Annotated in this window: 24 protein-coding genes; 11 read left to right on the top strand and 13 right to left on the bottom strand. The window is 67.1% G+C overall.

What is annotated here, in order from left to right; translation table 11 throughout:
• Positions 1 to 11: 11 nt before the first annotated feature.
• Complete coding sequence (locus tag ABN034_RS27680) at positions 12 to 2237, bottom strand: HelD family protein (protein ID WP_349693915.1); 2226 nt, start codon at positions 2235 to 2237, stop codon at positions 12 to 14.
• A gap of 336 nt (positions 2238 to 2573) precedes the next feature.
• Between ABN034_RS27680 and ABN034_RS27675 the strand changes: the two genes are divergently transcribed.
• The gene (locus tag ABN034_RS27675; RefSeq protein ID WP_349693914.1) at positions 2574 to 3347 is read left to right on the top strand and encodes a glycerophosphodiester phosphodiesterase; all 774 of its coding nucleotides are present in this window, start codon (positions 2574 to 2576) and stop codon (positions 3345 to 3347) included.
• 7 nt (positions 3348 to 3354) lie between these two features.
• On the opposite strand, the gene ABN034_RS27670 is transcribed toward ABN034_RS27675, so the two are convergent.
• From ABN034_RS27670 to ABN034_RS27660, 3 genes are read right to left on the bottom strand one after another with little or no spacing between them, the layout of a single operon-like run.
• Entirely contained in the window at positions 3355 to 4413 is a 1059-nt protein-coding gene (locus ABN034_RS27670; RefSeq protein WP_349693913.1) for a Gfo/Idh/MocA family protein, read from the bottom strand.
• 28 nt (positions 4414 to 4441) lie between these two features.
• On the bottom strand, positions 4442 to 5326 hold the full coding sequence (locus ABN034_RS27665) for a sugar phosphate isomerase/epimerase family protein (protein ID WP_349693912.1): 885 nt from the start codon (positions 5324 to 5326) through the stop codon (positions 4442 to 4444).
• Positions 5323 to 6663 carry an ROK family transcriptional regulator gene (locus ABN034_RS27660; RefSeq protein WP_349693911.1) on the bottom strand — a complete coding sequence of 447 codons (1341 nt, stop codon included), beginning with the start codon at positions 6661 to 6663 and terminating at the stop codon, positions 5323 to 5325. Before ABN034_RS27660 ends, ABN034_RS27665 begins: the two co-directional genes overlap by 4 nt.
• A gap of 193 nt (positions 6664 to 6856) precedes the next feature.
• Here ABN034_RS27660 and ABN034_RS27655 point away from each other — a divergent pair, with 193 nt between their 5' ends.
• Positions 6857 to 7612, top strand: a complete 756-nt coding sequence (locus ABN034_RS27655) for an SDR family oxidoreductase (protein WP_349693910.1) — start codon at positions 6857 to 6859, stop codon at positions 7610 to 7612.
• 44 nt (positions 7613 to 7656) lie between these two features.
• Complete coding sequence (locus ABN034_RS27650) at positions 7657 to 8094, top strand: cupin domain-containing protein (protein ID WP_349693909.1); 438 nt, start codon at positions 7657 to 7659, stop codon at positions 8092 to 8094.
• 91 nt (positions 8095 to 8185) lie between these two features.
• Here the strand turns inward: ABN034_RS27650 and ABN034_RS27645 are convergent, their stop codons facing one another.
• Positions 8186 to 8485, bottom strand: coding sequence for a MoaD/ThiS family protein (locus tag ABN034_RS27645; RefSeq protein WP_349693908.1), 300 nt, complete (start codon positions 8483 to 8485; stop codon positions 8186 to 8188).
• A complete protein-coding gene (locus ABN034_RS27640) occupies positions 8482 to 9597 on the bottom strand; it encodes a WD40/YVTN/BNR-like repeat-containing protein (protein WP_349693907.1) in 1116 nt (371 codons plus the stop codon). The genes ABN034_RS27645 and ABN034_RS27640 overlap by 4 nt, the downstream gene beginning before the upstream one ends.
• A gap of 517 nt (positions 9598 to 10114) precedes the next feature.
• On the opposite strand from ABN034_RS27640, the gene ABN034_RS27635 reads away from it, so the two are divergent.
• Together ABN034_RS27635 and ABN034_RS27630 are read left to right on the top strand one after the other, a co-directional pair.
• On the top strand, positions 10115 to 10492 hold the full coding sequence (locus tag ABN034_RS27635) for a nitroreductase family deazaflavin-dependent oxidoreductase (protein ID WP_349693906.1): 378 nt from the start codon (positions 10115 to 10117) through the stop codon (positions 10490 to 10492).
• 187 nt (positions 10493 to 10679) lie between these two features.
• Positions 10680 to 11435 (top strand): phytanoyl-CoA dioxygenase family protein, encoded by a 756-nt coding sequence (locus ABN034_RS27630; RefSeq protein WP_349693905.1) that lies wholly within the window; start codon positions 10680 to 10682, stop codon positions 11433 to 11435.
• 20 nt (positions 11436 to 11455) lie between these two features.
• Here the strand turns inward: ABN034_RS27630 and ABN034_RS27625 are convergent, their stop codons facing one another.
• The 4 genes from ABN034_RS27625 to ABN034_RS27610 all read right to left on the bottom strand — a co-directional run bounded on the left by ABN034_RS27625 (position 11456) and on the right by ABN034_RS27610 (position 14736).
• Complete coding sequence (locus ABN034_RS27625; RefSeq protein ID WP_349693904.1) at positions 11456 to 12268, bottom strand: thermonuclease family protein; 813 nt, start codon at positions 12266 to 12268, stop codon at positions 11456 to 11458.
• Positions 12269 to 12362: 94 nt separating this feature from the next.
• A complete protein-coding gene (locus ABN034_RS27620) occupies positions 12363 to 13565 on the bottom strand; it encodes a glycosyltransferase family 2 protein (RefSeq protein WP_349693903.1) in 1203 nt (400 codons plus the stop codon).
• Positions 13566 to 13569: 4 nt separating this feature from the next.
• Entirely contained in the window at positions 13570 to 14328 is a 759-nt protein-coding gene (locus ABN034_RS27615) for an SDR family NAD(P)-dependent oxidoreductase (protein WP_349693902.1), read from the bottom strand.
• Between the two features lie 204 nt (positions 14329 to 14532).
• Positions 14533 to 14736 (bottom strand): hypothetical protein, encoded by a 204-nt coding sequence (locus ABN034_RS27610; RefSeq protein WP_349693901.1) that lies wholly within the window; start codon positions 14734 to 14736, stop codon positions 14533 to 14535.
• A gap of 87 nt (positions 14737 to 14823) precedes the next feature.
• Between ABN034_RS27610 and ABN034_RS27605 the strand changes: the two genes are divergently transcribed.
• The gene (locus tag ABN034_RS27605) at positions 14824 to 15774 is read left to right on the top strand and encodes a GlxA family transcriptional regulator (RefSeq protein ID WP_349693900.1); all 951 of its coding nucleotides are present in this window, start codon (positions 14824 to 14826) and stop codon (positions 15772 to 15774) included.
• A 43-nt stretch (positions 15775 to 15817) separates the two neighbouring features.
• Here the strand turns inward: ABN034_RS27605 and ABN034_RS27600 are convergent, their stop codons facing one another.
• Complete coding sequence (locus ABN034_RS27600) at positions 15818 to 17224, bottom strand: MFS transporter (protein WP_349693899.1); 1407 nt, start codon at positions 17222 to 17224, stop codon at positions 15818 to 15820.
• 56 nt (positions 17225 to 17280) lie between these two features.
• Between ABN034_RS27600 and ABN034_RS27595 the strand changes: the two genes are divergently transcribed.
• Entirely contained in the window at positions 17281 to 17874 is a 594-nt protein-coding gene (locus tag ABN034_RS27595) for a TetR/AcrR family transcriptional regulator (protein WP_349693898.1), read from the top strand.
• A gap of 92 nt (positions 17875 to 17966) precedes the next feature.
• On the opposite strand, the gene ABN034_RS27590 is transcribed toward ABN034_RS27595, so the two are convergent.
• On the bottom strand, positions 17967 to 18383 hold the full coding sequence (locus ABN034_RS27590; RefSeq protein ID WP_349693897.1) for a DUF6223 family protein: 417 nt from the start codon (positions 18381 to 18383) through the stop codon (positions 17967 to 17969).
• A 216-nt stretch (positions 18384 to 18599) separates the two neighbouring features.
• Here ABN034_RS27590 and ABN034_RS27585 point away from each other — a divergent pair, with 216 nt between their 5' ends.
• The 4 genes from ABN034_RS27585 to ABN034_RS27570 all read left to right on the top strand — a co-directional run bounded on the left by ABN034_RS27585 (position 18600) and on the right by ABN034_RS27570 (position 22274).
• Positions 18600 to 19718, top strand: a complete 1119-nt coding sequence (locus tag ABN034_RS27585; RefSeq protein WP_349693896.1) for a sensor histidine kinase — start codon at positions 18600 to 18602, stop codon at positions 19716 to 19718.
• Entirely contained in the window at positions 19715 to 20377 is a 663-nt protein-coding gene (locus ABN034_RS27580) for a response regulator (RefSeq protein WP_349693895.1), read from the top strand. Before ABN034_RS27585 ends, ABN034_RS27580 begins: the two co-directional genes overlap by 4 nt.
• A 172-nt stretch (positions 20378 to 20549) precedes the next feature.
• On the top strand, positions 20550 to 21641 hold the full coding sequence (locus ABN034_RS27575; RefSeq protein ID WP_349693894.1) for a phosphotransferase family protein: 1092 nt from the start codon (positions 20550 to 20552) through the stop codon (positions 21639 to 21641).
• A gap of 60 nt (positions 21642 to 21701) precedes the next feature.
• Positions 21702 to 22274, top strand: coding sequence for a GNAT family N-acetyltransferase (locus ABN034_RS27570; RefSeq protein ID WP_349693893.1), 573 nt, complete (start codon positions 21702 to 21704; stop codon positions 22272 to 22274).
• Here ABN034_RS27570 and ABN034_RS27565 read toward each other — a convergent pair.
• Positions 22189 to 23574, bottom strand: a complete 1386-nt coding sequence (locus ABN034_RS27565) for a glycoside hydrolase family 32 protein (protein WP_349693892.1) — start codon at positions 23572 to 23574, stop codon at positions 22189 to 22191. The genes ABN034_RS27570 and ABN034_RS27565 overlap by 86 nt on opposite strands.
• Positions 23575 to 23638 lie beyond the last annotated feature (64 nt).

Here is a 23638-nt window from a genome sequence, read left to right as displayed (position 1 = left end):
GCGCCACCCGCCTACCCGACGAGTTCGGCCGGCAACGGCCGGGCGTGCAGTACGACGAGCGCGGACACCGCGCGGGTGAGCACGACGTACAGCCGGTTCAGCCCGCGTGGTTCGGCGTCGACGATGCGGGCTGGTTCGACCGCGACGACGCCGTCGAACTCCAGGCCCTTCGCCAGCGAGGCCGGCACGCACACCAGCCGGAAGTGCTCCAACGCGTTCTCGGTGCGGCCGAGCATTCCGGGTGCCAACCCGACCCTGTCCAAGCGAGATCGGGCGGAACCGACAGCGAGCTGGTCGAAGACCTGCTCGATCTCCGCATCGGCGGCGATGATGCCGATCGAGCCCGCGCGCCCACCCTGTTCGTCGATCCGCAAGCAGGCTTGGACAATGTCCTCGGCAACCACCTCGGGCCCGTCGACCGCGGTGACCTCCAGTGCACCCGTCGCACGCCGGAGGCTCACCGGCTCGGCCAGGTCTGGCTGCAGTGCGGGCAGCAGGTTGGCGGCGTAGGAGATGATCGCGGCCGGGACCCGAAAGCCGCGGGTCAGCTCCACCAGCTCGGCGGACTCGCCCGCCCCCAGGTGGTCCAGCACGCTCCGCCAGGAGGTCGAGGCGTACGGGGTGGTGGCCTGGGCGAGGTCGCCCAGGACGGTCGCCGTACGACAGCGCCGGCCCAGCGCGCGGAGCTGCATCGAAGAGAGGTCCTGCGCCTCGTCGACCACCAGGTGGCCGCGGCGGGGACCACTCTCGAGCAGCTCCCCCAGTTCGTCCAGGAGTACGAGGTCTGCTTCGGACCAGCGGGCGGACTTCACCGACCGGTAGGGCTTCGGCCAGAGCAGGGCTTTCTGTTCCTCGGCCGTGAGCTCGTCGCCGGCCATGTCGGCGAGGAACTCGGCGTCGGACAGGAGCCGGTGCAGCACCTGTTCCGGCGTACGCTGCGGCCACACCTGACTGAGGATCCGTTTGACGGGAGCCGACCTGGCCACCGCGTTCTGGGTCCGATCGTCGGGCGTCCCACCGCGCTGCTCCATGCGCACCAGCACCACGTGAGCAAGGCGCTGCGCGAGGGTGGTGCGGCCGGCGGCGTAGCGGGTGGCGGTCTCGAGGACGCCCGCGACGATCTCGCGCACCTCGTAGTCAGGTACCCGGAAGCGACTCGCTCCCTTGCTGTAGACCAGCGCCTCCACCTCGTCGCCGACCCGGGCACCGGACCACAGCGCGCGCCGCAGGACCGCTGCCATCCGGGCGTCGCCTTTCACCGTGACCGTCACGGCCGACTCCTCCTCAGCCGCCATCGCGTGGTCGGGGAAGTAGCGTCGGATCAGATCCGAGAACGTGAGCTGTTGGACGAAGACCTCGCCGAGCGCGGGTAGGACATGCCGGATGTAGGCCAGGAACGAGCGGTTCGGACCGACGATGGCGACTCCGCCGTCCCGGGCCAGCCGGCTTCGTTCGGCGTACAGCAGATAGGCGACCCGGTGCAGACCGACCGCGGTCTTGCCGGTCCCGGGTGCTCCCTGCACGCAGATCGTGGTGTCCAGGGGGGCGCGGACCAGCACGTCCTGGTCGGCCTGGATCGTCGCCACGATGTCGCGCATCGGACCCGACCGTGGCCGCTCGATCTCCGCCGTCACCAGGTGCGAGAAGCCTTCCGCGGCAGCCATCGAGGCGCCGCTCACCAGCTCGTCCTCGTACGCCGTCAACTCGACGTATCCGCTCGGGCCGGGTTCGTGGGAGAAGCCGTGGCGGCGGCGCTCCAGGACGCGTTGGGGATCGGCTGGCCCGGCCCGGTAGAAGGGTACGGCGACCGGCGCCCGCCAGTCGATCACCAGCGGCGTACCGTCCGGCTCTCGGATGTGCCGCCGGCCGATGTAGATCCGGTCGACGTCGCCACCGGCTCCTGGCCCGGATGCGGTCCCACGCTCCACGCGGTCGAACACCGCGCCGGGCTCACAGTCCAGTCGCCCGAAGAACAGCGGGATCCGCGGCTGGTCCAACAAGACCTCGGCGCGGTGTTCTCGCGTCCACTGATAGAACTTGTTGTCCCAGTAGCTGTCCGTGCCGGCATTCACGATCATCGGCGTTTCGGTCTCACCGACCTCAGCGTGCATGCGTTCCAGTGCGGCGCGAGCAGCCGCGAGGTGCCCACGCTCCGCGGTGAGTTCTGGATCGTCCCCGGCATCGATCGCGGACTCGCCGGGCGAATGGGCGGCGGGACTGGGGTGGGTAGAGGGCATGACGGAGGCCTCCACGGTGTTGTCAGGCAGCTCGTCAGCAGTTGGCGCGGGCCCTCGCTCCAGGGCCGCCTTCGAAGACGGCGGCGCAACCGGCTCGGTTCGGTCCCTACTCTCCGACACTACTGTCGTACGACGAGCCACGAGACATTACCAGTGCCGGCAATGGAGCGAAACCACATTTCTTCCTGCGTACGCCGAGACGCCGGGGCCGGGGCTGCGCACGCGTGCATGCGCGCGCGTCGCGCAGGCGGGGCCTGGCGCTCGGAGACAACAGGCAGGCGTGGGGGCGGCCGATAGGCTCTCGGCCTGCCGCCCCCGGTCCTCGAGGAGTCACCAATGACAGCCACGGCATCCAGTGCGTCCCTTGCCCGCACCGAAGGCGTCGTCGCAGCGCATCGCGGTGCGAGCCGGTTGGCGCCGGAGAACACCGTGAATGCCTTCCAGACCGCCCTGTCAAAAGGAGCGGCCGCGCTCGAGCTGGACGTGCACCTGACCAGCGACGATCAGCTGGTCGTCATTCACGACTCGCACCTCGATCGGACGACGAGTGGCACCGGCGCGGTCCGGTCGTTGAGCGCTGAAGAGGTCCAGGCACTGGACGCCGGCTCGTGGTACGGCGCCGATTTCGCCGGCGAACGGGTGCCGACCCTCGACGAGGTGCTCGAGCTGACCCAGGGCCGGGCCCGGCTGAACATCGAGCTGAAGGCGAGCTGGGCCGATCGGGTCGCCGAGCGCGTGATCGAGACGGTGTGCCGCCATGCAGCGGCGGATCGGGTCGTGGTGATGAGCTTCAGCCTGGACTCGGTGCTGGCGGCCAGGCGGCATCGGACCTCGGCGCGCTGGCACGACGAGGCTGCGCCGATCGTGGTGCTGCCCATCGTCACCCAACCCCTGGCCGATCCGCTCGCGTTCGTGCGGGCGACCGGCATGGACCGTCTGAACTACCCGCCGCGGCTGTGGGACGCCGAACTCATTCGGCGCTTCCGCGACAGTGATCTGACCGTCCACGGCGGCCTCATCAACGACCCGCAGACGATGCGGGAGTTCTTCGACTGCGGTGGTCACATGGCAGACACCGACGAGCCCGATCTGTTCAGCTCCTCGCGCTGACCGTGCCCTAGACCTGGACTTCCTTGCCCTGGGCGGCGGAGGTGTAGACGCCGTCCAGGATCTTCATCATTTCCGCACCCTGCCAGACCGGTGCGATGCTCTCGGCCTCGCCCAGGCAGGCTGCCACGAAGTTCTCGATCTCGTGGGAGAAGCCGTCGTCGAGGTCGAAGGAGTCGAACCCGATCTGCGGCGTCACCTTCAGGATCGTCTCGTGCTTCTCGGACGCGATCTGCAGCTTCGGCTCGAGGTCGGCCCCGCCCTTGTCCCCATACACCGAAACCACGAGCGAGTCGTCCGGCGCGTGCAGCGAGTACGACGTGTCCATGATCAACGATGCGCCGTTGTCGAACCTGATCAGAGCATTGGCCATGTCCTCGACGTCGTTCTTGGTCGGGTCGTAGTCGGCCACCTGCCACCGCGGCAGGGTGGTGATGTTGGACCGGTTGCCCAGCTTCTCGTACGTGTTGGCGCTGACCGAGGTTGCCCGTGGCGACCCCATCAGGTACCAGCACAGGTCGATCACGTGCACGCCGATGTCGATCAACGGACCACCGCCGGAGATGGCCTTGTTGGCGAACCAGCCACCCGGATTTCCTGTCCGCCGGATGCAGCTGGCCTTGGCGTAGTAGATCTCACCCAGGTCGCCGGCGTCGATGAACGACTTCAGTACTCGGCAGTTCGCGGAGTGCCGCCGGACGAAACCGACCTGGAGGATGCGGTCGTGGGCGTTCACCACGTCCTCCAGCTTCTGCGCCTCGGCGTAGGTGCGGCTCATCGGCTTCTCCACCAGGACGTGCTTGCCGGCCTCGACCGCGGCGGCTGCCAGTTCGGCGTGGGTGTTGTTCCAGGTGCAGATGCTCACCGCGTCGACGTCGGGGTCGGCGAACAGATCCGCCGGGTCGCTGTAGGAACGACCGGCGCCCCACTGTTTGGCCACCGCGGTGGCTCGGTCGGCGTTGATGTCGCAGACCGCGAGCAACTCCGCGCGCGGGTTGCCCTGGTAGGCCTTGAGATGACAACCGGCGATGCCACCGGTGCCCACAACGCCGATCTTGACCTGCTGCATGAGTCTCCTCGAGTGATGTGTTCTGGTATCAGGCTTCGTCGTAGATGCGCTTGGCGTTGGCGATGCCGCGGCTGCAGCCGATCAGGCAGTCCTCGTGACCCTCGAACTCGATCGAGGCGTAACCGTCGTAGCCGGACTCCTTGATCGATCTCGCGACGCTCCAGGTATCGAGGTCGCCATTGCCGACGATCGCGCCGCGGAGGTACTTGCCGCCCCGGCTGCGGAACCAGCCCTCGCCTGGGTTACGGTCGGCGGGCCGGACGTAGAAGTCCTTGAAGTGGACGATCATGGCGTACGGCAGGTTGGCCGGGACTGCGACGGTCGGATCCTCGTCGACGCAGAGGAAGTTCCCGATGTCCAGCGTGGTCTTGAAGTTCGGCTCGTCGACGGCATGCACGATCCGGCGCACCCGGTCGCTGCTCTGGACGAAGAAGCCGTGGTTCTCCAGGCTGGTCGTGACGCCCTTGGTCGCCGCGTACTGCGCGATTTCCTTGCTGGCCTTGACGATATTCGGCAGTGCGGCCTCGAACACCGGCGTGTCGTCGCCCTCGATCCCGCCATGGCGGACCACGTCGTGTCGCATCATCGCGATGCCCAGCCGTTCGACCAGATCGACGTGGGCCTTGACCCGTTCCACCTCGGCCGCGTTCTCGGCGTCGTCACCGAGGAAACTCGCGCCGATCGCCATGTTGGACAGCGTGACCCCACGGTGGCCCGCGTGTTCGACTACTTTGTCGACGAAGGCGGGATCTGAGTCGGTATTGGGCACCGGGCTGTCCGCGCCCGAATAGATCGAGGCGAGTTCGAGGTGCTCGCCTTCGCTGTCAGCCACCCAGTCGATCACATCGAACAGGGTCATCGCCCCCGTGCTGAGCCGCTGATGGAAGCTGTAGGAGCTGAATCCGAACTTCATCTGGCCATCCCCTTCTTTGGACGGTGAGGAACAGTCGTCGATCGGGTGGGTACGGGCGGTGCGTCGGATGTGGAGGCGCCGGATGTGAGGGCGCCGGATGTGGGGGCGCCGGATGTGGAGGCGCCGGAAACGAGTACGTCGGAGACAGGTGCGTCGAAGGTGCCGGGCCAGCGATGCCAGCGAGGCGGCACACGGGCAACGCCGAGAATCTGGGGCGAGTGAGTCTCGAAGCTGGAGCCGAGGGCGCCGCAGAGGGTGCCGTTGGACTTCAGCAGCGAGGTGGTGATCACTGGCTTGCCGTCGGTCATCAACATGTGGTGAACGGCCTCGGTCAACGGGACGATCAGGTCGTCGCCGGCCCGGGACAGCCCGCCGCCGATGACGATCAACGCCGGGTCGACGGTCAACGCGATGATGGCGATCTTCGGTGCGATCTCGGCACAGAACTCGGTGATCTCCGCCGTGGCACGCCGATCACCCTCCCGGGCCCGGGCAAACACCTGCTGCCCGGTGCGTGCGGTGCGCCAGCGCAGCCGGCCGCGAAGCGAGGACTCGGTCCACCGCATGCCGCGGAGGCTGCCCAGCTCGCCGGCCAACCGGTGCCGGCCCTGCAGGATCGCGCCGTTCATGACCAACGCCGCCGAAATCCGGTGGCCGATCTGGAGGAAGACCAGGTCGTTGTCCGTTGCGGCGCCGGATGCAGGTCTGGCGGCGCCGGCCGGCTCGGCCCGGAGCCGCTGCTCGGCCAGGGCGGCCAGCTTGATGTCGTTCTCGACCAGCACCGGGCAGCCCCAGGACGCCGAGAGTCGGTCGGCCGGGTCGACACCGACCCAGTCGGGCACCGCCAGGCTCTGGGTGATCCGGCCGTCGTGATCAAGGATCCCTGGTACGCCGAGCCCAGCGGCGCGCAGGTCGGCCGGGTCTGCCCCCGAGGCGCGGATCGCCTGACGGACAGTGTCGCGAACGACCCGGAGCCGACCGGAGCCGTCGACTCCGGCGGGCACGATCGCCTCCGCCCGCCCGACGATCTCGCCGGCCAGGTCGGCGATCCGGACCCGGACACTGCCGCTACCGATGTCGATCCCGGCGACCCGCCCGGCTCCGGCGGTGAAGGTGTACGCCCGCGCAGGACGGCCGGCTCCTGGACTGCGCCGCGGACGAGCCGGCCGAACCGGACCCGTCTCGAGCAGGTCACCGATCACCGCTTCGACGGTCGGTCGCGCGAGCCCGGTCGCGACCGCGAGTTCGGCAATGGTGAGCGGGCCGTCGTGGTCCCGCAGCACTGCCAGGCAGGCCGCCGCGTTGGCCTGTCGCACGGCCGCGCCGGCCGGATCCACTGCGGACAGGAGAACTCCATACCAATTATGAAACCCTGTTATCTAATTTAGATAGTAGGACATCTCATCCGGGTCGGGTCAACCCGTCTACGCAGATTCCGGGCGATCCGGACGGCAGGGAGCCCCCGGTAACGTGGGCAGTGTCATTCCGTTGCTTGCACCGTGCCCCCCTTTTCGAGAGGGGAGGCGTGTGATGAAGATCGTCGTTATCGGCGGCACTGGACTCATCGGGTCGAAGCTTGTCACCAGGCTTGGCGCGTCCGGCCACGAGGTGGTTGCGGCAGCGCCGAGCACCGGCGTCGACACCCTGACCGGCGAAGGGCTGGCGGAAGCCCTGGCCGGCGCGGCCGTGGTGATCGACGTGGCGAACTCCCCGTCCTTCGAAGCCACCGCGGTTCTGGAGTTCTTCGAGACCTCCACCCGCAACCTGCTCGCGGCGGAGGCAGCGACCGACGTACGCCACCATGTCGCGCTGTCCGTGGTGGGGACGGGGCAGCTACCCGACAGCGGCTACTTCCGGGCGAAGCTCGCTCAGGAGACCCTGATCGCGGACTCGTCGATCCCGTACTCGATTGTGCGCGCGACGCAGTTCTTCGAGTTCGTTCGCCGCATGGCCGACACCGCCACGGAGGACGGGACCGTCCGAATGCCGCCCGTACTCTTCCAGCCCATCGCAGGCGACGATGTAGCCCAGGCGGTGGCCATGGTCGCGATGGGAACGCCGTTGAACGGCAGGGTCGAGATTGCCGGGCCCGAGCAGAGCCGGATGGACGATTTCTTCCGGGACGCCCTGGCCGGCTGGGGAGATCCGCGTCAGGTGGTCACGGACCCGGACGCGCGCTACTTCGGTGCCAAGGCGGGCGAACACACCCTGGTGCCGGGCGACGACGCTGTGCTCGGAGAGACCACGTATGCCGACTGGCCGGGCCGGATCGCGGCCGGCAGATAGCGCGCCGACTCCACCCACACCCATCCGATCAAGGAGGTACTCCCATGCCACGCACCGATCCTGCTACCGCCGAGGCGAAGCCCAGATCAACCGCATGGCAGACGGCATTCACCACCGTGCAGGAGGCCGAGCCGCCCTTCATCCCGACGGGAGCACATGCGATGACGGTGGTCGTAGAGTTCCCGGCCGGCGACCCTGGTACGCCGCCGCACCGGCACTCTGGCCCCGCGTTCGGCTACGTGCTGGAAGGCGAGATGCTCCTGGAGGTCGAAGGGCATCCGGAGCGCGTCGTACCCGCCGGTGAGGCGTTCTGGGAGCCGGGAGGCGACGTCATCCACTACCAGGACGGCAACAACCGCGACGACATCCCGCTCCGTTTCACCGTCACGATGCTGTGCGAACCCGGCAAGCCGATGCTCACCCTGGTCGACGATGAAGAGCTCGCCCAGCGAAAGGACCGGCGCGCCCCCCGCCCGTCCTGATGGACCCTTCGTGGTCGGCGAAGACCGCGTCCCTACGGGATGTCGCCTGAGGGCATCGCCGAGTCGGCCCGCCGACGGACCGAACAGCCGGCTATCCGCCCGCCATGGCGCCGATGACCAGGAATGGCTCGGCTCCCTGGATCACTGCGTCGGGCAGAGGGGTGTCGGGATGCTCGTGCGAGAGGTCCTGCTTGCAGGCGAAGAAGCGTACGAACGCACGGCGTTTGCCGGTCGCCGGGTCCCGGATCGTCCCACGCAACGTCGGATAGCGTGCCTCGAGCGCGTCGAGAACCATGCGCTGGGTGGTGGCCTGACCGTCGAGCGGCAGCTCCACCTCGCGTCCCACCTTCGCGAGAGTGCGAAGGTGGGCAGGGAGTACGACGCGGATCATGGCAGTGTCTGGACCTCGACCGACAAGACGGCCGGCAGGTCCCGGACAATGGGCGTCCAGCTGTCTCCGGCATCGGCCGAGCCGTAGACCTGTCCGCCTGTGGTCCCGAAGTACACACCGCAGGAGTCGAGCGTGTCGATGGCCATCGCGTCCCGAAGAACGTTGACATAGCAGTTGCTCTGGGGCAGGCCCTGCGTCAGTGGTTCCCAGTCGTTCCCGCCGTAACGGCTGCGGTAGACACGAAGCTTCCCCTCGGGCGGGTAGTGCTCGGAGTCGCTCTTGATCGGGACGACGTAGATCGTGTCGGGTTCGTGTGCGTGCACGCCGATCGGGAACCCGAAGTCGGTCGGCAGGTTGCCGCTGATCTCGTGCCAGGTGGCGCCGGCGTCGTCGCTGCGCATGACATCCCAGTGCTTCTGCATGAAGAGCACGTCGGGGCGGGAGGGGTGCATCGCGAGTCGGTGGACGCAGTGGCCGACCTCGGCTTCGGGGTCGGGGATTCCTTCGGACTTCAGGCCGCGGTTGATCGGCAGCCATGTCTTGCCGGCGTCATCGGTGCGGAACGCACCGGCCGCGGAGATCGCGACGAAGATGCGTTCGGGATCACTCGGATGGAGAAGGATCGTGTGCAGGCACATCCCGCCGGCTCCCGGCTGCCAGGAGGGCCCGGAGCCGTGTTCGCGCAGACCGGGGAGCTCGTGCCAGGTCTGGCCGCCGTCGGTCGTACGGAACAGAGCGGCGTCCTCGACACCGGCGTAGACGGAGTCGGGATCTGACAGCGAGGGTTCGAAGTGCCAGACGCGCGCGAACTCCCACGGGTGAGGAGTGCCGTCGTACCACTGGTGGGTGCCGGGTACGCCGTCGTAGGTGAAGTCGTTCCCGACCGGCGTCCACGTGGCGCCTCCGTCGTCGGAACGCTGGATCACCTGACCGAACCACCCGCCGCTCTGTGCGGCGTACAACCGGTCGGGGTCTGCGGGTGAGCCCTTGACGTGATAGACCTCCCACCCGCCGAAGTGCGGCCCGGCGACCTGCCAGTCCTGCCGCTTGCCGTCCGAGGTCAGGACAAATGCACCCTTACGTGTGCCAACCAGGAGCCGTACACCGGTCATTCGTCTCCCCTTTCTCGCCCGCCAGACATCGACGCGGGCCGCGAGTGTCCGCCAGTCTGACGTATATGACCTGGCTCGGCGGCAATTCTCATCGCTCTGCGACGAAAAGCCTCGCCCGAGCGCCGTCGCCCCGTTCACCTCGCCACCTGGCCTGACCTGAACCCGTTGCCATGGCTATCGATTCACAGCAAATTTCCATCGCACGTCGGGAGGCAGAGGGGCGGCTGCGTCGGGATCACGCCCGCCGACCTGGCGGTGCCCGAGAACGGCCGTGCCAGGGCGGCGCTCCCTTCGAGAGCCTCTCGAGCTGATGCGCGGCGAGGCAGGCGACCAGACCGATCAGGAATCGAGAAGCGCCGGCCACCGAGCCGCACCTAGCGTGACTGTGTCGCCAGACGGATGGACTTACTGGAGGTAGTAAATGACACAGAAACAGCAGGCAGGCAGTCGTGCACGGCGCGGGCCTGGTACGCCCGGAACGTTTTCACGGTGGATGCAGCGGAAAATGAACGCTCGCATGAGCCGGGGGATCCGACGTGGCCGCGGCACGTTCATGGGCATGGACGTACTGATCCTGCACACGGTTGGTCGCCGACACGGGCAGCCGCGGGAAACGCCCCTGGCGTGGTTCGCTGACGGCGATGACGCCCGACTGATCGTCGCATCGGGCGGTGGGAGCCAGCACCCGGACTGGTACGTCAACTTGATGGCGAACTCCGACCGAGCGTCGATCGAGCTGCCCGGTCGCGATGCCGTCCCGGTGATACCGCACCGGCTCGAGGACGCCGACCGTGAGCAGGCATGGCAGCGTATCGCCGCCGCCCAGCCCCGCATCGCGAAGTACCAAGCAAAGTCCGACCGGGAGTACCCGGTGATCCGACTCACCCCGCGGTGACTGGACACCGGGTGGACACGTCGCGGTCGGGCGAAGACGCCGACCATTGCCAGGATCGGCCAGTCTGGCCACGGGCATGGGCCGCGCACCCGGTGTGCCTGCCCCGATCGCTTGACCCCGTGCGTGAGCGTCGCGGAGAGTGGACGGCGTTGCCGTCGGACCTCGCCGAAGGAGCTGGGTTTTGCCGATGAGTGTCTCGGAGATGGACCGTTATCTGTTCGACTGCCAGGGCTACCTCGTGCTGCCCCAGGTCCTGGACCCGGCCACTGTGGCCGAGCTGCGACGGCTGCTGGAGCAGACCGGATGGTGGGACACCTCGGTGCCAGGACAGACCTCGCACCAGGGCGACATCCTCTCGCTCGGACGCGCCTTCTGGGACCTGATCGACCACCCACGCATCGAGCCGTACCTGTCCGAATGGCTCGGCCCACACTTCCGCCTGGACCACGTGTATCCGATCTTCAAGTCGACCGGTGGCGAAGCGCAGCGGTTGCATCACGGCGGAGAGCCGTTCACCCCACACGGCTACTACCACGTGCAGAACGGCCGGATCTCCTGCGGCCTCACCGTCGTGACCTTTGCGCTCACCGACTGCGGACCCGGTGACGGCGGCTTCGCCTGTGTGCCGGGCAGTCACAAGTCCGCGTTCCCCTCGCCGAGCCAGATCGTCGACTGGACAGACAGCTCGCACACGGTGACCGTGCCCATGCGGGCCGGCGACGCCCTCATCTTCACCGAGGCCATGTGTCACGGCTCCGCACCGTGGACCGGGTCACATCCGAGGATCTCCCTGCTGTACAAGTTCTCCCCCGGCAACTCGACATGGGGCGCCTTCGAGGACGGCTGGCCAGACGACATGGTGAAGAACTGCACACCACGCCAGCGCGAGATCCTGGAACCGCCGTACGTCCGCAGCTCGAACGGCAACCGGCGCGGATTCTGACCGCCAAGAGCCTCGCCTGGTCAGGTCTCGCAGACGATGCCGTCGCTGTCGGCGTCGCGGTACCAGTCGTACTCGGGGTCCTGACCTCGCACGTAGGGCCCGAGGCCCGCGTCGTTCGCTTCGGCACAGGTGTCGTAGCGCTTGTCGACCGACTGTGCGGGCACTGGCTTCGGAGGTGCCGGTTCCGGAGCTGCCGGTTTCGGAGCAGGCGGCTTGGGGCTGGCCTGGCACGCCTTCCACAGTCCTGTCATCGACTTTCGTGCGGCACGTTCGGCGGCCTGAAGTCTTGACTGGTAGCGGTATGGCTTGTCGTAGGTGTATTCGCGACCGTATCCGTCGGAGATCATGGTTTCGTTGATCAGTCGCCCGTCGCGCAGCCACAGGTATGCAAGTGTGCGTCCGTACCTGTCCAGCCGCCCTTGGGTGGCATCTGTCTCGAGCCTGACCTGTTCGCCCTCGAGAAGATCACGCGCGTGGGTGGTGGCCTCCGGTCCAAAGCATTGGACCGGCTTGTCGGGATGCCTTGTCTCGGGCGTGTCGAGGCCGATCAGCCGGACGGTCTCGATCGCCCCGCCTGCGCTGACCTTGATCGTGTCTCCGTCAACGATGTCGACCACCTGCGACCAGCCGGACCGCTCCCCCTGCCCGGCTCTTGCTGCCGCACGTGATGTCGAGCTCGGCGTCGGGGTCGTTGTCGGTTCGGCTTTGGCGGTCGGCTTCTGCGATGCGGCGGACGACGCGGTGTGCGGCTCGACCGGTGGACTCGACCCGGTGGGGTCAAGTCCGCAGCCGGCAAGCGCGAGAGCGGAAAGCATGAGGACGATCCGTCGCATGTGACAACTCCTGATGAGATCGGAGCGAGACCCGGCTTTACGGCGGGGAGTACGAAGGATGCCTCCGCCGGTACGTGGTTGGGCCGGCGTCGCCCTAGATGTAGTGCCGTACCCACGCGTGCGCGGGTTCAGGCCGTGGAGACGGAATCTCGGACTGACGCCGCACCCGGCCTGGATGGATGACTCCGGCGTTCCGGTCCTTCCATGCCATCCAGCAGTACCAAGCGATGCCGAGCGGCGTCATGATCATGCTGGTGGCAAGCATGTAGAGCGGCATCACCATCAGGCTCCAACTGCGGTTCCGCCAGTGAAGGCGCAGGACGAGCGCGACATACAAGGCCAGCGTCGCGACCAGGCCGGTGCAGTAGAGCACTTTCTCCCCCGGGCCCGCGAACGCGAGCCACCGCATCGGGAACAGGGCGATGGTGACCAGCCCGCCATAGACCCAGAGGAAGGGGTGGCGTACGACGTAGCGGAAGTTGACCACGAACAGCCTGAACTCCCCACCGGCCCACGCCAACCGTTGTCGGACCCAGGCCTTGAACGAAGCCGGCACGACGGTCGGCACCTCGAAGGGGATGTGGCCGACACGGTAGCCGCGCAGTCGTGCGATCAAGCCGATCTCGACGTCGTTGCCCTGGAAGAACAGGGAGTGACGGTTCATGACATCGGTGAGTACGTCTGTGCGCGCAACATGGCAGGCACCGGAGACCAACCAGGTGGCCAGGAACCGGAACTGCATCGCCAACCGGTACTCGTATCCCTGCAGCCGCGCGAGCAAGGTGTCGGTGTTCTGCGGCACCAGCCGAACGGAGGCGAGGTCGTATCCCTTCCGTTCCAGCTCACCGACGAGCGCGTCCAGCGGCGCTGTCGTGGTGGTGTCGGCGTCGACCGGAACGACGTAGGTCGCCTGAACGAGCGGGAGCGCATCCCGGATCAGCCGGTCCCTGATGGTGCCAGAAGTCGAACGCTTGTGGACGTTGTCCGTGCGGCCGAAGGTCGCGACGAACAGCCGGAAGTTGTTCTGGAAGCAGATGCGGTAGAGCTCGTCGTAGAATTGCTGTGTCTCACCGGCAGTCGTGCAGAGCACCACCTTTCCGCCGTACTGGGACAGGTAGTCGATGTTCTCGAGATAGGTGACGCTGCCGTAGATCGGGACCAGGACCTCGAAGTCCGAGCTCCGCAGGTCGCCAAATTCGTACTCCTTGTTGCGAGATCTGAGTCCAGCGATCGCGTCGACCGCGACCGCCAGCAGCGGCAGAAGGACCACCGCCGCCAGGATGATCAGCCAGCCCATCGGGTCAACTCCTGAGGCAGGTCTCGCCCTTACTGGCGAGGACCGACGCCTCCATCACCAGGCCGGCCGCCTCGGGAATCGTCATGAAGTACCGCGACACGTCGGGGTGGGTCACCTTCACTGTCCGGCCCGAGGCGATCTGCCACGCCAGCGTGGGAAAGAACGAGCCTCGACTTCCGAGCACGTTGCCGAACCGAACCGACGCAACCCGCGTTCCCAGGCCGGCCACGGACGAGGTGACGAGTTCGGCGAGCCGCTTCGTCATCCCGAGCACCGAGCTCGGATGTGCCGCCTTGTCAGTGGAGATGTTGATGAACCGCTGTACGCCGTTCTCGATGCAGGCGCGTGCGATCGTCCGAGTTCCGAGCACGTTGGTCTGGACCGCGGCGACCGGCGACCTCTCGAGCAGCGGCAGGTGCTTGTGCGCGGCCGCGTGGTACACGATCGACGGCTTCGCCTCGGCGAAGATCCGGTCGACGCTGTGCCGGTCACGGATGTCACACAGGACGAACCTCTCATCATCGAGCAACCCGACGCCGTACAGGTCGAGCTGGAGGCTGTGCAACGCGTACTCGTCCTGATCGAGGAAGTAGACGCATCCGGCACCGAGCTGCAGGGCCTGCCGAGCGATCTCGCTCCCAATGGAGCCACCGGCACCGGTCACCAGAACGGTCTGGTCCTGGAGCAGCTGCCTCGCCTCCGGGCCGTAGACCGGCTGGATGTCACGATCCAGCAACCTGGCAGCCTGGGCAGACGTGATCATTGACCGTCCTCTCTGGAGCACGTGGGGTGGTGCGAACGTGGGCCAGGAGGCGCGAATGATCCGACGTCCTCGTCGCGGGCGATCGTCCTGGATTAGTGCGTGCGCGGCACTAGTATTGCGTACTCGCAACAGCTAGGCAACGGCGCGTGGCGTGTGACATGCACCACTGGACTCTCCGCGGGCGGACTGCGCATTGCGCGTACGCTACAAAGGTGGGCCGGCGGAGCTGCGGGCGTCGCCTCGGCCCGGTTGGCGGGCGCGGAGGTCGGCGACCACGCGAGCGGCGTCTCGGTCGATGATGTCGGTACTGCCGGCAAGGCGAGAGCGCGGACCCGTCTGGGCCGCGCCGCGGCGGGCAAGCCAGACGATGATCAATCCGATGGCGGCGAGGGCGAGGAGTACGTCCATGGCATGAAGCTTGCGCCCAGCTAAATCCCGCCACCAGTGGCAGCTCTGACGTTGTGCCGCAATATCCTGCCAGCTAGTCTCGCGGGCATGCTCAACACCGTTGCCGTCGTCCTGATCGAGGAATTCGCACCGTTCGAGTTCGGTGTCGTGTGTGAGGTCTTCGGAATCGACCGGACTGACGAGGGCGTGCCGCCGATGGAGTTTCGGGTATGTGGAGAGCGGCCGGGTGAGCCGTTGCGAAGCAGCATCGGTGTCCAGGTCATCCCCGAGGCGGGGCTGGACGCGATCAGCGGTGCCGATGTCGTTGCCGTTCCGGCGGCCAAGGTCCGCGACGAGTACCCCTCGGCAGTCCTCGACGCGCTACGGTCCGCCGCAGATGCCGGATCCATCCTGCTGTCGGTCTGCAGCGGTGCGTTCGTACTCGGCGCCAGCGGGCTGCTCGATGGCCGGCGGTGTGCGACCCACTGGTACTACGCCGACGCGTTCGCCGCCCGCTTCCCCAACGCCCGACTCGACCCGGACGTCCTGTTCGTCGAGGACGGCAACATCATCACCAGCGCAGGGACCGCAGCAGGGATCGACGCCTGCCTGCACCTGGTCCGCCGCGAACTCGGTTCAGGTCCCGCCACGACCATCGCCCGCCGGATGGTGGTGCCGCCCCAACGCGACGGAGGACAACGCCAGTACATCGAGCTACCCATCCCGCAGTGTGCAGCGGACAGCCTCGGGCCACTTCTCACCTTCATGCGCGAGAACATCGCCGCCGAGCACACCGTCGCGACGCTGGCCCGCCGGGCCAAGATGTCCGAACGCACCTTCGCCCGCAGGTTCCTCGCCGAGACCGGGACAACACCGAACCGCTGGCTGTCCACCCAACGAGTGCTTCACGCCCGACATCTCCTCGAAGAGTCCGAACTCACCATCGAGGAGGTCGCCACACAGTGCGGATTCGGCTCGGCGGCCCTGCTGCGCCATCACTTTCACCGCACCGTCGGGGTCGCACCCAACGACTACCGCCGTACGTTCGGCAGCTGGTGAGGATGGTGGGGGCGCCGGTCCGACCGTTTCACCCTCGCCGAGATCACGCAGTTCGGCCCGTGCCGGGAACCTGTCGGATGAGCAGAAGGCTGACGACCAAAGCACCTGCGGCGGTGAGGAGTCCGGTGCGGTAACCCGCAGCGAGTGAGTTGACGGTGGTGTCGATGGTCGATGCAGCAGCCAGAGCGCCAAGGACCGCGACACCAACTGCTGTGCCGAGTTCTTGTGCGGAGTTGAGTAGTCCGGATGCCAGGCCCTGGTCGTGGTCCGGAACGCCCGCCGTGCCTGCAGCAAACGTGGGGGCATATGACAGACCACTGCCAATGGCGAGAAGAAACAGCGGCGGTAGTACGTCTCGAAGGTAGCTGCCGTTCGTCGGGACTCGGGCGAGTAGGAGCATTCCACCAGCGAGCAGGCAGAACCCGATCAGCACGAGTAGGCGGGCGCCATATCGGGTGATGAGAGCGCCGGCCCGTGGCGAAATGATGAGAATAAGTAGCGTGATGGGGGCAAACGCGAACCCCACCTCCATAGGTGAGTAACCGAGAACCAGCTGCAAATAGAGCGTCGTAAAGAACAGAGTGCCTCCGAGCGTCCCTGCATTCACGGCAAGAAGCGCGTTTGCAGCCACCACGTTGCCCCTGCGGATGAGTCGTGGATCGAAGATCGGCGTGTTGTGACGACGCTCCACCATGATAAACGCCACCAAGGCGGTGGCAGCCGCCACCAGCAGAAATGTTCCCTCATCTTTGTGCCCGCCCTCGGCGAACCGGGTGATCGCGAGCATTCCGCACGCCACCGAAATGACGAGCAGGACCGCGCCGCGTAGGTTGAGGGAGGGCCGACGGTCGTCGCGGCTCTCGGCGAAAACGAAGCAGCCGGCGATGACGGTGACGACGCCGACTGGAACGTTGATGAGAAAGATCCATCGCCAGCCGAGAGTGTCGGTCATCAGTCCACCGAGTAATTGCCCGCCGATTGCACCCGCTGAACTCACCGCCGCCCAGTAGCCGAGTGCACGGTTTCGCCTGGCTCCCTGTTCGAAGGCAGTAGTCAACAGCGCCAGGGCCGTCGGTGCGACCATCGCCGCGCCGACACCCTGCCCGGCTCGGGCGATGATCAGTTGCCATTCGTTCTGGGCTAGACCAGTGAACAGCGAGGCGAGAGTGAACAGCGAGAGGCCGAGGAGGAACAACCGGCGGCGACCGAGCAGATCACCGGCCCGGCCGAACGCGATCAGTAGGCTGCCGAAGGTCAGCGTGTAAGCGACGGAGATGAGCTGGAGGTGATCATCGGGGATGGCGAGACCGTTCCGGATCGACGGCAACGCGACGTTGACGACAACGACGTCCACGATGAGCATGGCCTGAGCCGCACAGATCAGGACGATGACGAAGCGGCGCCTTCCGGTGTGGTTGGAGGCATATGTCGCGTCGGGCTGTATGGCCATGCCGACAGACAATAATTTACGGTCGTTCGTAAAGTAAAGGTTCTGAGGTGGTCGGCATGACCGGACGTCCACGTTCCGTCAGCGACGAAGCAATTTTCGATGCTGTTGCCGATGTGGTCACTGCGGTAGGCCCATCGGGGCTAACTCTCGCGGCGGTAGCGCGCCGAGCCGGTCTGTCCGCGCCGGGCCTGACCCAGAGGTTCGGCTCCAAGCGCGCCCTCCTGGTCGCCTTTGCCTCCCGGGAAGCGGCCGGCGTCGCCAGCATCTTCGAGGACGCGCGAGCAGCTACGCCCGGACCGTTGGAGGCGATCCGCAAAGCGCTCGTCTCGCTGCCTGGTCCGATCACGACTCGAGAGGGCGTGGCCAACAACCTCGCGTTCCTGCAACTGGACCTCACCGACCCGGATCTGCACAGACACGCGGCGGACCTCAGCCGGTCCCTACGGGCGGAACTCACCACCCTGCTGGAAGAGGCCGCGAAGAATGGCGACGTCGTGGTCGACCGGTGCGAAGTGCTCGCTGACAGCCTGTACGCGATCTACTGTGGCGCCCTGCTGACGTGGGCTATCGACGGGACCGGCGAGCTACACAGCTGGCTCGCCGAACGCATAGATCGCACCCTGGCTCCACACCGCCGAGCCACGACTTGAGGAGCTGCTCGTTGGGCGGCGACGCTTGGTCTTCGGGCAAGCCGGGGCGCGCTCGAGTTCACAGCCGGTCAGCCGGTCAGCCGGTCAGCGGCTCAGCCGGCGCGGCGGGAGCGCGCTAGAGCCAGCCCGCCGAGGACCATGGCGATCAGTCCCACCACCAGGGCGACGAAGCCTCCGACTATTCCGTAGCCGGTGCCGGGACCCCCGTCGGCGGCGGCCACAACCAGCCCGCCGATGACGGCACCGGCCAGCCCCGCCGCCAGGGCCAGGATGGCGCCCCTCCCCCCGGCGCCGATACGACCGGCGGACCGGGCCAGAGCCAGCCCGCCGATGACCACGCCGGCCAGTCCCAGTAGCGCGGCCACCAAGGACCAGAAACGCCCGGCGGTCATCGTGTAAGCAGTGGCGGCGGCCGGCTGGACCAAGACGTTCGCGGCTGCTGGTGTGGCAAGCCCCAATACTCCGAGCAGGGCGGCAGCGCCGGCGGCAGGCAGGTGTCGTACGGACATGAGGTACTCCTTCTCTCCTACGACTGGACGTCGCTGATCATGTCCGTTGGACCCACCATCGGTCGTTGTGCGGACGCAGACAATTCGCGCTGCCGCCAAGGCCGTAGCCGGCTGCCGCAGACGCCGCAGGGGGCGCGAAGCTACCGCGTGTGCGGTAGGAGGCTGATCATCTGCACGCAGGAGTTGCCCGCCCAAACCTCTGGCTAGGGTGCACGTGTGAGCAGGGGACGGATCGGCGCCAGCGACTGGGTGATCGCCGTTGGCGTGGCGACGACCCTGATGGTCGCGGGGCTGTCCAGGCAACACCCCTCCACGGATCTCGACCTGCTGGGTTACGCGTTGTTGATAACCGGCGGTCTGGCGCTGGCCGCGCGCCGCTGGGCTCCGGTTCCCGTTCTGGCTGTGACCGGGTTGTGCGCCTTGGGCTACCAGGCGGTCGGTTTCGACGTACCTGCCGTCGCGTATCTGTTCGCGGTGTATGCCGCCGTACGGGCGGGACACCGCATCGTCACGGTGGCGGGTTCGGTGATCATGCTGGCTACTCTTCCGCTCGCGATCCTCGCGTCTCCCTACGACTGGCCCGTGGGCGAGGCGTTCACGCAGTCCCGTGGCGCCCTGGAGCTGGCCTGGCTGATCGCCGCCGGTGCGGCGGGTGAAGCGTTGCGGCAGGCCGAGCGCCGGGCGGATGCGGCCGAGCACACCCGTGAGGAGACCGCGCGGCGCCGCGCCAACGAGGAGCGGCTGCACATCGCGCGGGAGCTGCACGATTCGCTCACCCACCAGATCTCCGTCATCAAGGTGCAGGCCGAAGTCGCCGTCCACCTGGCCCGCAAGCGGGGGGAACAGGTGCCTGAGGCCCTGCTGGCGATCCGGGAGGCCGGTCGTGAGGCGGCCCGGGAACTGCGCGCGACCCTGGAGGCGCTGCGCGACGACGACAAGAACCCGCCGCATGGGCTCGACCACGTTCCGGAGCTGGTGCGACGGGCCCGGACGACCGGCCTGGACGCGAAGCTGACGATCGAGGGACGCCGTAACGACGTGCCGGCCGCAGTGGACCGGACCGCCTACCGGATCGTTCAGGAGTCTCTGACCAACATCGCCCGTCACGCCGCCGCCGCTACCGCGTCGGTCCGAATCGACTACCGTCCCGACGCCCTGGTCATCCGGGTCGATGACGACGGCAAGGCCACGTCGGACACCGCGCCGGTGCACGGCGTCGGGCTGCTCGGGATGCGCGAACGAGTCACCGCCCTCGGAGGTCACCTGCGGGCGGCACCGCGCAGCGAGGGCGGCTTCACCGTCCAGGCCGAACTACCTGTGGATCAAACACCATGATCCGTGTCCTGCTGGTCGACGACCAGCCGCTCATTCGCAGCGGATTCCGCGCGCTCCTTGACGTCGAGGACGACATCGAGGTGGTGGCCGAGGCCGCCGACGGCAGCGAGACCCTGGCGCTGGCCAGGCAACACCTGCCCGACATCGCACTCATCGACATTCAGATGCCGGTCATCGACGGCATCGAAGCGACCCGGCGCATCGCCGCGGACCCGTCCCTGGCGCGGGTGCACGTCGTCATCCTGACCAACTACGGATTGGACGAGTACGTCTTCAACGCGCTCCGCGCCGGCGCGGCCGGATTCCTCGTCAAGGACATCCAGCCGGAAGACTTCCTGCACGCCGTACGCGTCGCCGCCCGCGGTGACGCCCTGCTCGCACCGTCGATCACCCGCAAGCTGATCAACCGGTACGTCACCCAACCGCTCAACAGCGGCACCGACACGGCGCTGAAAGACCTGACAAACCGCGAACGCGAGGCCGTCGCCCTGGTCGCGCAGGGCCTGTCGAACGACCAGATCGCCGCCCGCATGGTGATCAGCCCACTGACCGCGAAAACCCACATCAACCGGGCCATGGTCAAGCTCCACGCCCGCGACCGCGCCCAGCTCGTCGTCCTCGCCTACGAATCCGGCCTGGTGGCACCGCGCACCTCCTGACATCCACGGTCCGGGCGCAGTTACGCGCGAACGTCTCTCGCAGCGGTGACCGATGCGCCGTTAGGTTTCGGTGATGCGACCACGCCTTGTCCCCGTCGGAGTCTGCGGCGGGAAGCAGTTGTAGGAGTGTGATGGCAGAAGTCACCTACCGCCTGGAGGGGCCTGAAGACCCATGACGTCGCCGATCGACCTGAACGTGCCGATCCGGAAGGCGGCCCTCGTCCGGTGGCTCCGGCGCACTCACCCCGATCTCGCCGTCATTGAGGTTGGACAGCGGCATCCCCTGACGGGTGGCGTTGGCTCCCTCCTGGTCGAGCGGGTCGAGGTCACCGCCGTATGGTCGAGTGGCCGGAGGGAGCAGTTCGACGTCGTCGCGAAGCGTGCATCCTCCGCCGAGGTGATCGCCCTGCGGGAGATCGCGTCTGTGCCTGCTGCCGACACCTTCCCGGAGCTGATTGACGCAGGCACGGATCAGTCCGGACCGTGGATCGTGACACCGTTCTATCCGGGCGCGACCATGCCGTGGGATGCGGAAGTTCCGGGGACGGTGTTCGCCAGCTTGGCGCGGTTGCACCATCGACATCTCGGGACAGCGAGCACGCTGCCTGCAGACCTTCGACGAGTCGATGAGGCGTTCTGTCGCGAGGCTCTGATGGACTTCGCCTCGCCGTGGATTCGCGATGCCCAGCGCAAAGCGCCCCATCCGCTTCACGACCGTGCCCTGGATCTACTGCATCGATGGTCCTACGACGAGCGGATCTACGCCGGTCCGGACGTACTACCCGCCACCCTTCTGCACGGCGATGTGTACGGCCTCAACGTTGTCGTTGCAGAAGACGCGGATGGACCGCCTCGACTCATCGATTGGGGAAACGCGCGGGTGGGCCCGATCATGCTTGACGTTGCCCTATCCGCCACCAGGTCCTCGGCTGGGTTCTCCGCCTACCTTCGGGCGTGGGAGGACATCGCTGGCTGTCCACTGGATCCGTGGCAGGCAGATGCGGGTCACGCTTGGGCGAGAGCCCTCAGTAACGCGATGTTCGTTGGCGCAGTCGCCGAACGGTTCGGACCCACCTACGCCGAAGAGATGCTCGACCAGGGCGAGGCCGCGCTGGAACGATTTGGGCAGCTCCTTGCAGGACGCTCACCCCGCCGCCCGCAGCTCGATCCCAGCCGTACGACCCTCGGATGCGGTACCCATGCCCACCTGCCGACGTCGAGCACCGATCACCAAGGCCGAAGTCACTGCAAAATAAGGGACTGAGCCGGGAAGGTAGCCTCAGACCTCGTGCACGAATCGATCGAGCAAGCCCTGGGGTGTGTGATGTTTGTTGGAGAGAAGGTCACCTTACGTGGTGTGACGCGCGAGGACCTGCCCGTACTCCTCTCGTACTACAACGACCCCGAGGTCGACCTTGCCGCAGGGGACTTGCCGTCCCCGACGTCGATGGAGCGGCTCGAGAAATGGTACGAACGGTTGATCGAGCAACAGCCGATGCGCCGCTTCGCCATCGAGGCCGACGGGAGGTTCATCGGTACATGCCTTCTGCAGGACATCGACGAAACGGCCGGGCATGCGGAGCTCGGAATCACCATTGGTGACAAGGACTCCTGGGGACGTGGTTACGGCAGAGACGCAATCCGGGTCCTGCTCGACTACGCGTTCCGACTGGCGAACCTCCGCCGGGTATGGCTACGGACGCACGCCGAGAATGGCCGTGCGATTCGTGCCTATCAGGCTGTCGGCTTCGTGGAGGAGGGCCGCCTGAGGGAACATCAGTGGCTCGCCGGTCGGTACGTCGACACAGTCCTCATGGGCATCCTTCGGAGCGAGTTCTGCGACCGGCGTGACCGGAATCCCACAGGCGCCACACGTGCACCTCGTCAGTCGCGGTGAGCCCGGACAGCGAAAGCGTCCACGGTGGGGGTTCGGTGGGATAGAACCGAACAGTTGCGCTGCGGCCGGACCCGGTGAACAGCTCCCCGACCGAACCGTCGACGAACCAGCGCAGCGACATGGTGCCGGTGGACAGGATTTCCGGCTCGTCGAAGGTGTAACTTCCTCCTTCGGCGCGCGGGTCGCGGCTGGCTTGGTCCCGGTCGATACGCACCTGGCCGGTTGCCCAGTCGACCACAACGTCGAGCCGTTCGCCGGCGGAGGTGCCGAGTGACATTCTCGTCCGCTCACCGCGATGCCCACTGAGCTCGAGCTCGACCTCGAACTGCGCAGGCACGGATCGTCCGATCTCTTCTTCCCGGAGGGTCGTGAGCGCTTCGACGGGTGCGCTGGCGAGGCGACCGTCCGGCGTCAGGCTGACGGTGCGCGGCAGTGAGATCATCCCCGACCAGTCGGCCTCATGGGTCCAGTCCGCCGCCCGGCTCTCGGTGACCCAGCCCCACATGATCGGACCGTCGCCGCCCTCGCGCAGCACCGAGGCGGCGTAGAAGTCCGGTCCGGCATCAACCTTGCCAACCCACTCGGGGATCAGCTCATGCCCCGACCGATGTCCGGTGACGGCAAGGACGCGGTTCGCAGCGCTCCTGTCGAACTCGTACGCGGAAACCAGCAGCGCCTCGCGGTCGCCGAACGACACCAGCTGTGGGCATTCCCACATGTCACCGAGCCCCACTCGCTCGTTCGGTGTGGCGAACGAGCCGTGGTAGGCCCACTTCTCCAAATCGTCGGAGGTGTACAGGCGCGCGGACGGGCCACCAAGCACCGCACCGGCGCCGACCAGCATGGACCAGCGACCGTCCTCCCGCCACACGAAGGGGTCGCGGAACTGCTCTACCTGCTCGGATGGCTCTGGGTCCGCGACGACTTGGTGGGGCGGCCCGAACGACTCCCCGCCGTCGGTCGACAGAGCCGAGAGCACCGACTGGTAGCGGTGTCCTTGCCGCATTCCGGAGTAGAACGCCACCACTCCGTCGTCGGTCACCACGGTGTTGCCCGACCAGCAACCATTGCGGTCGGCACCGTAGGGCTGCGGCGACATGGCCGGGCGGTGATAGCGCCAGCTCACCAGATCCGCACTGCTCGCGTGACCCCACACCACCGAGCCAGTGTGGGCGGTGTCGTGGGTGTACTGGAAGTACAGGTGCCAGCGACCGTCGATGCGCACCGGCCCGTTCGGGTCGTTGACATATCCGGTGGGTGGCCGCAGGTGGTAGCGGGGGAAGTGATGGTCTGCCGACAAGACTGCTCCTCTGCTCTACCGGAACGATCCGGCGGTGATGCCCTCGACGACGATAGCGCTGGGC

Origin of the sequence: Actinopolymorpha sp. B11F2, assembly GCF_040195635.1 — a bacterium.
Classification (GTDB): Bacteria; Actinomycetota; Actinomycetes; order Propionibacteriales; family Actinopolymorphaceae; genus Thermasporomyces.
This window is presented reverse-complemented; position numbering and strand designations above follow the sequence as displayed.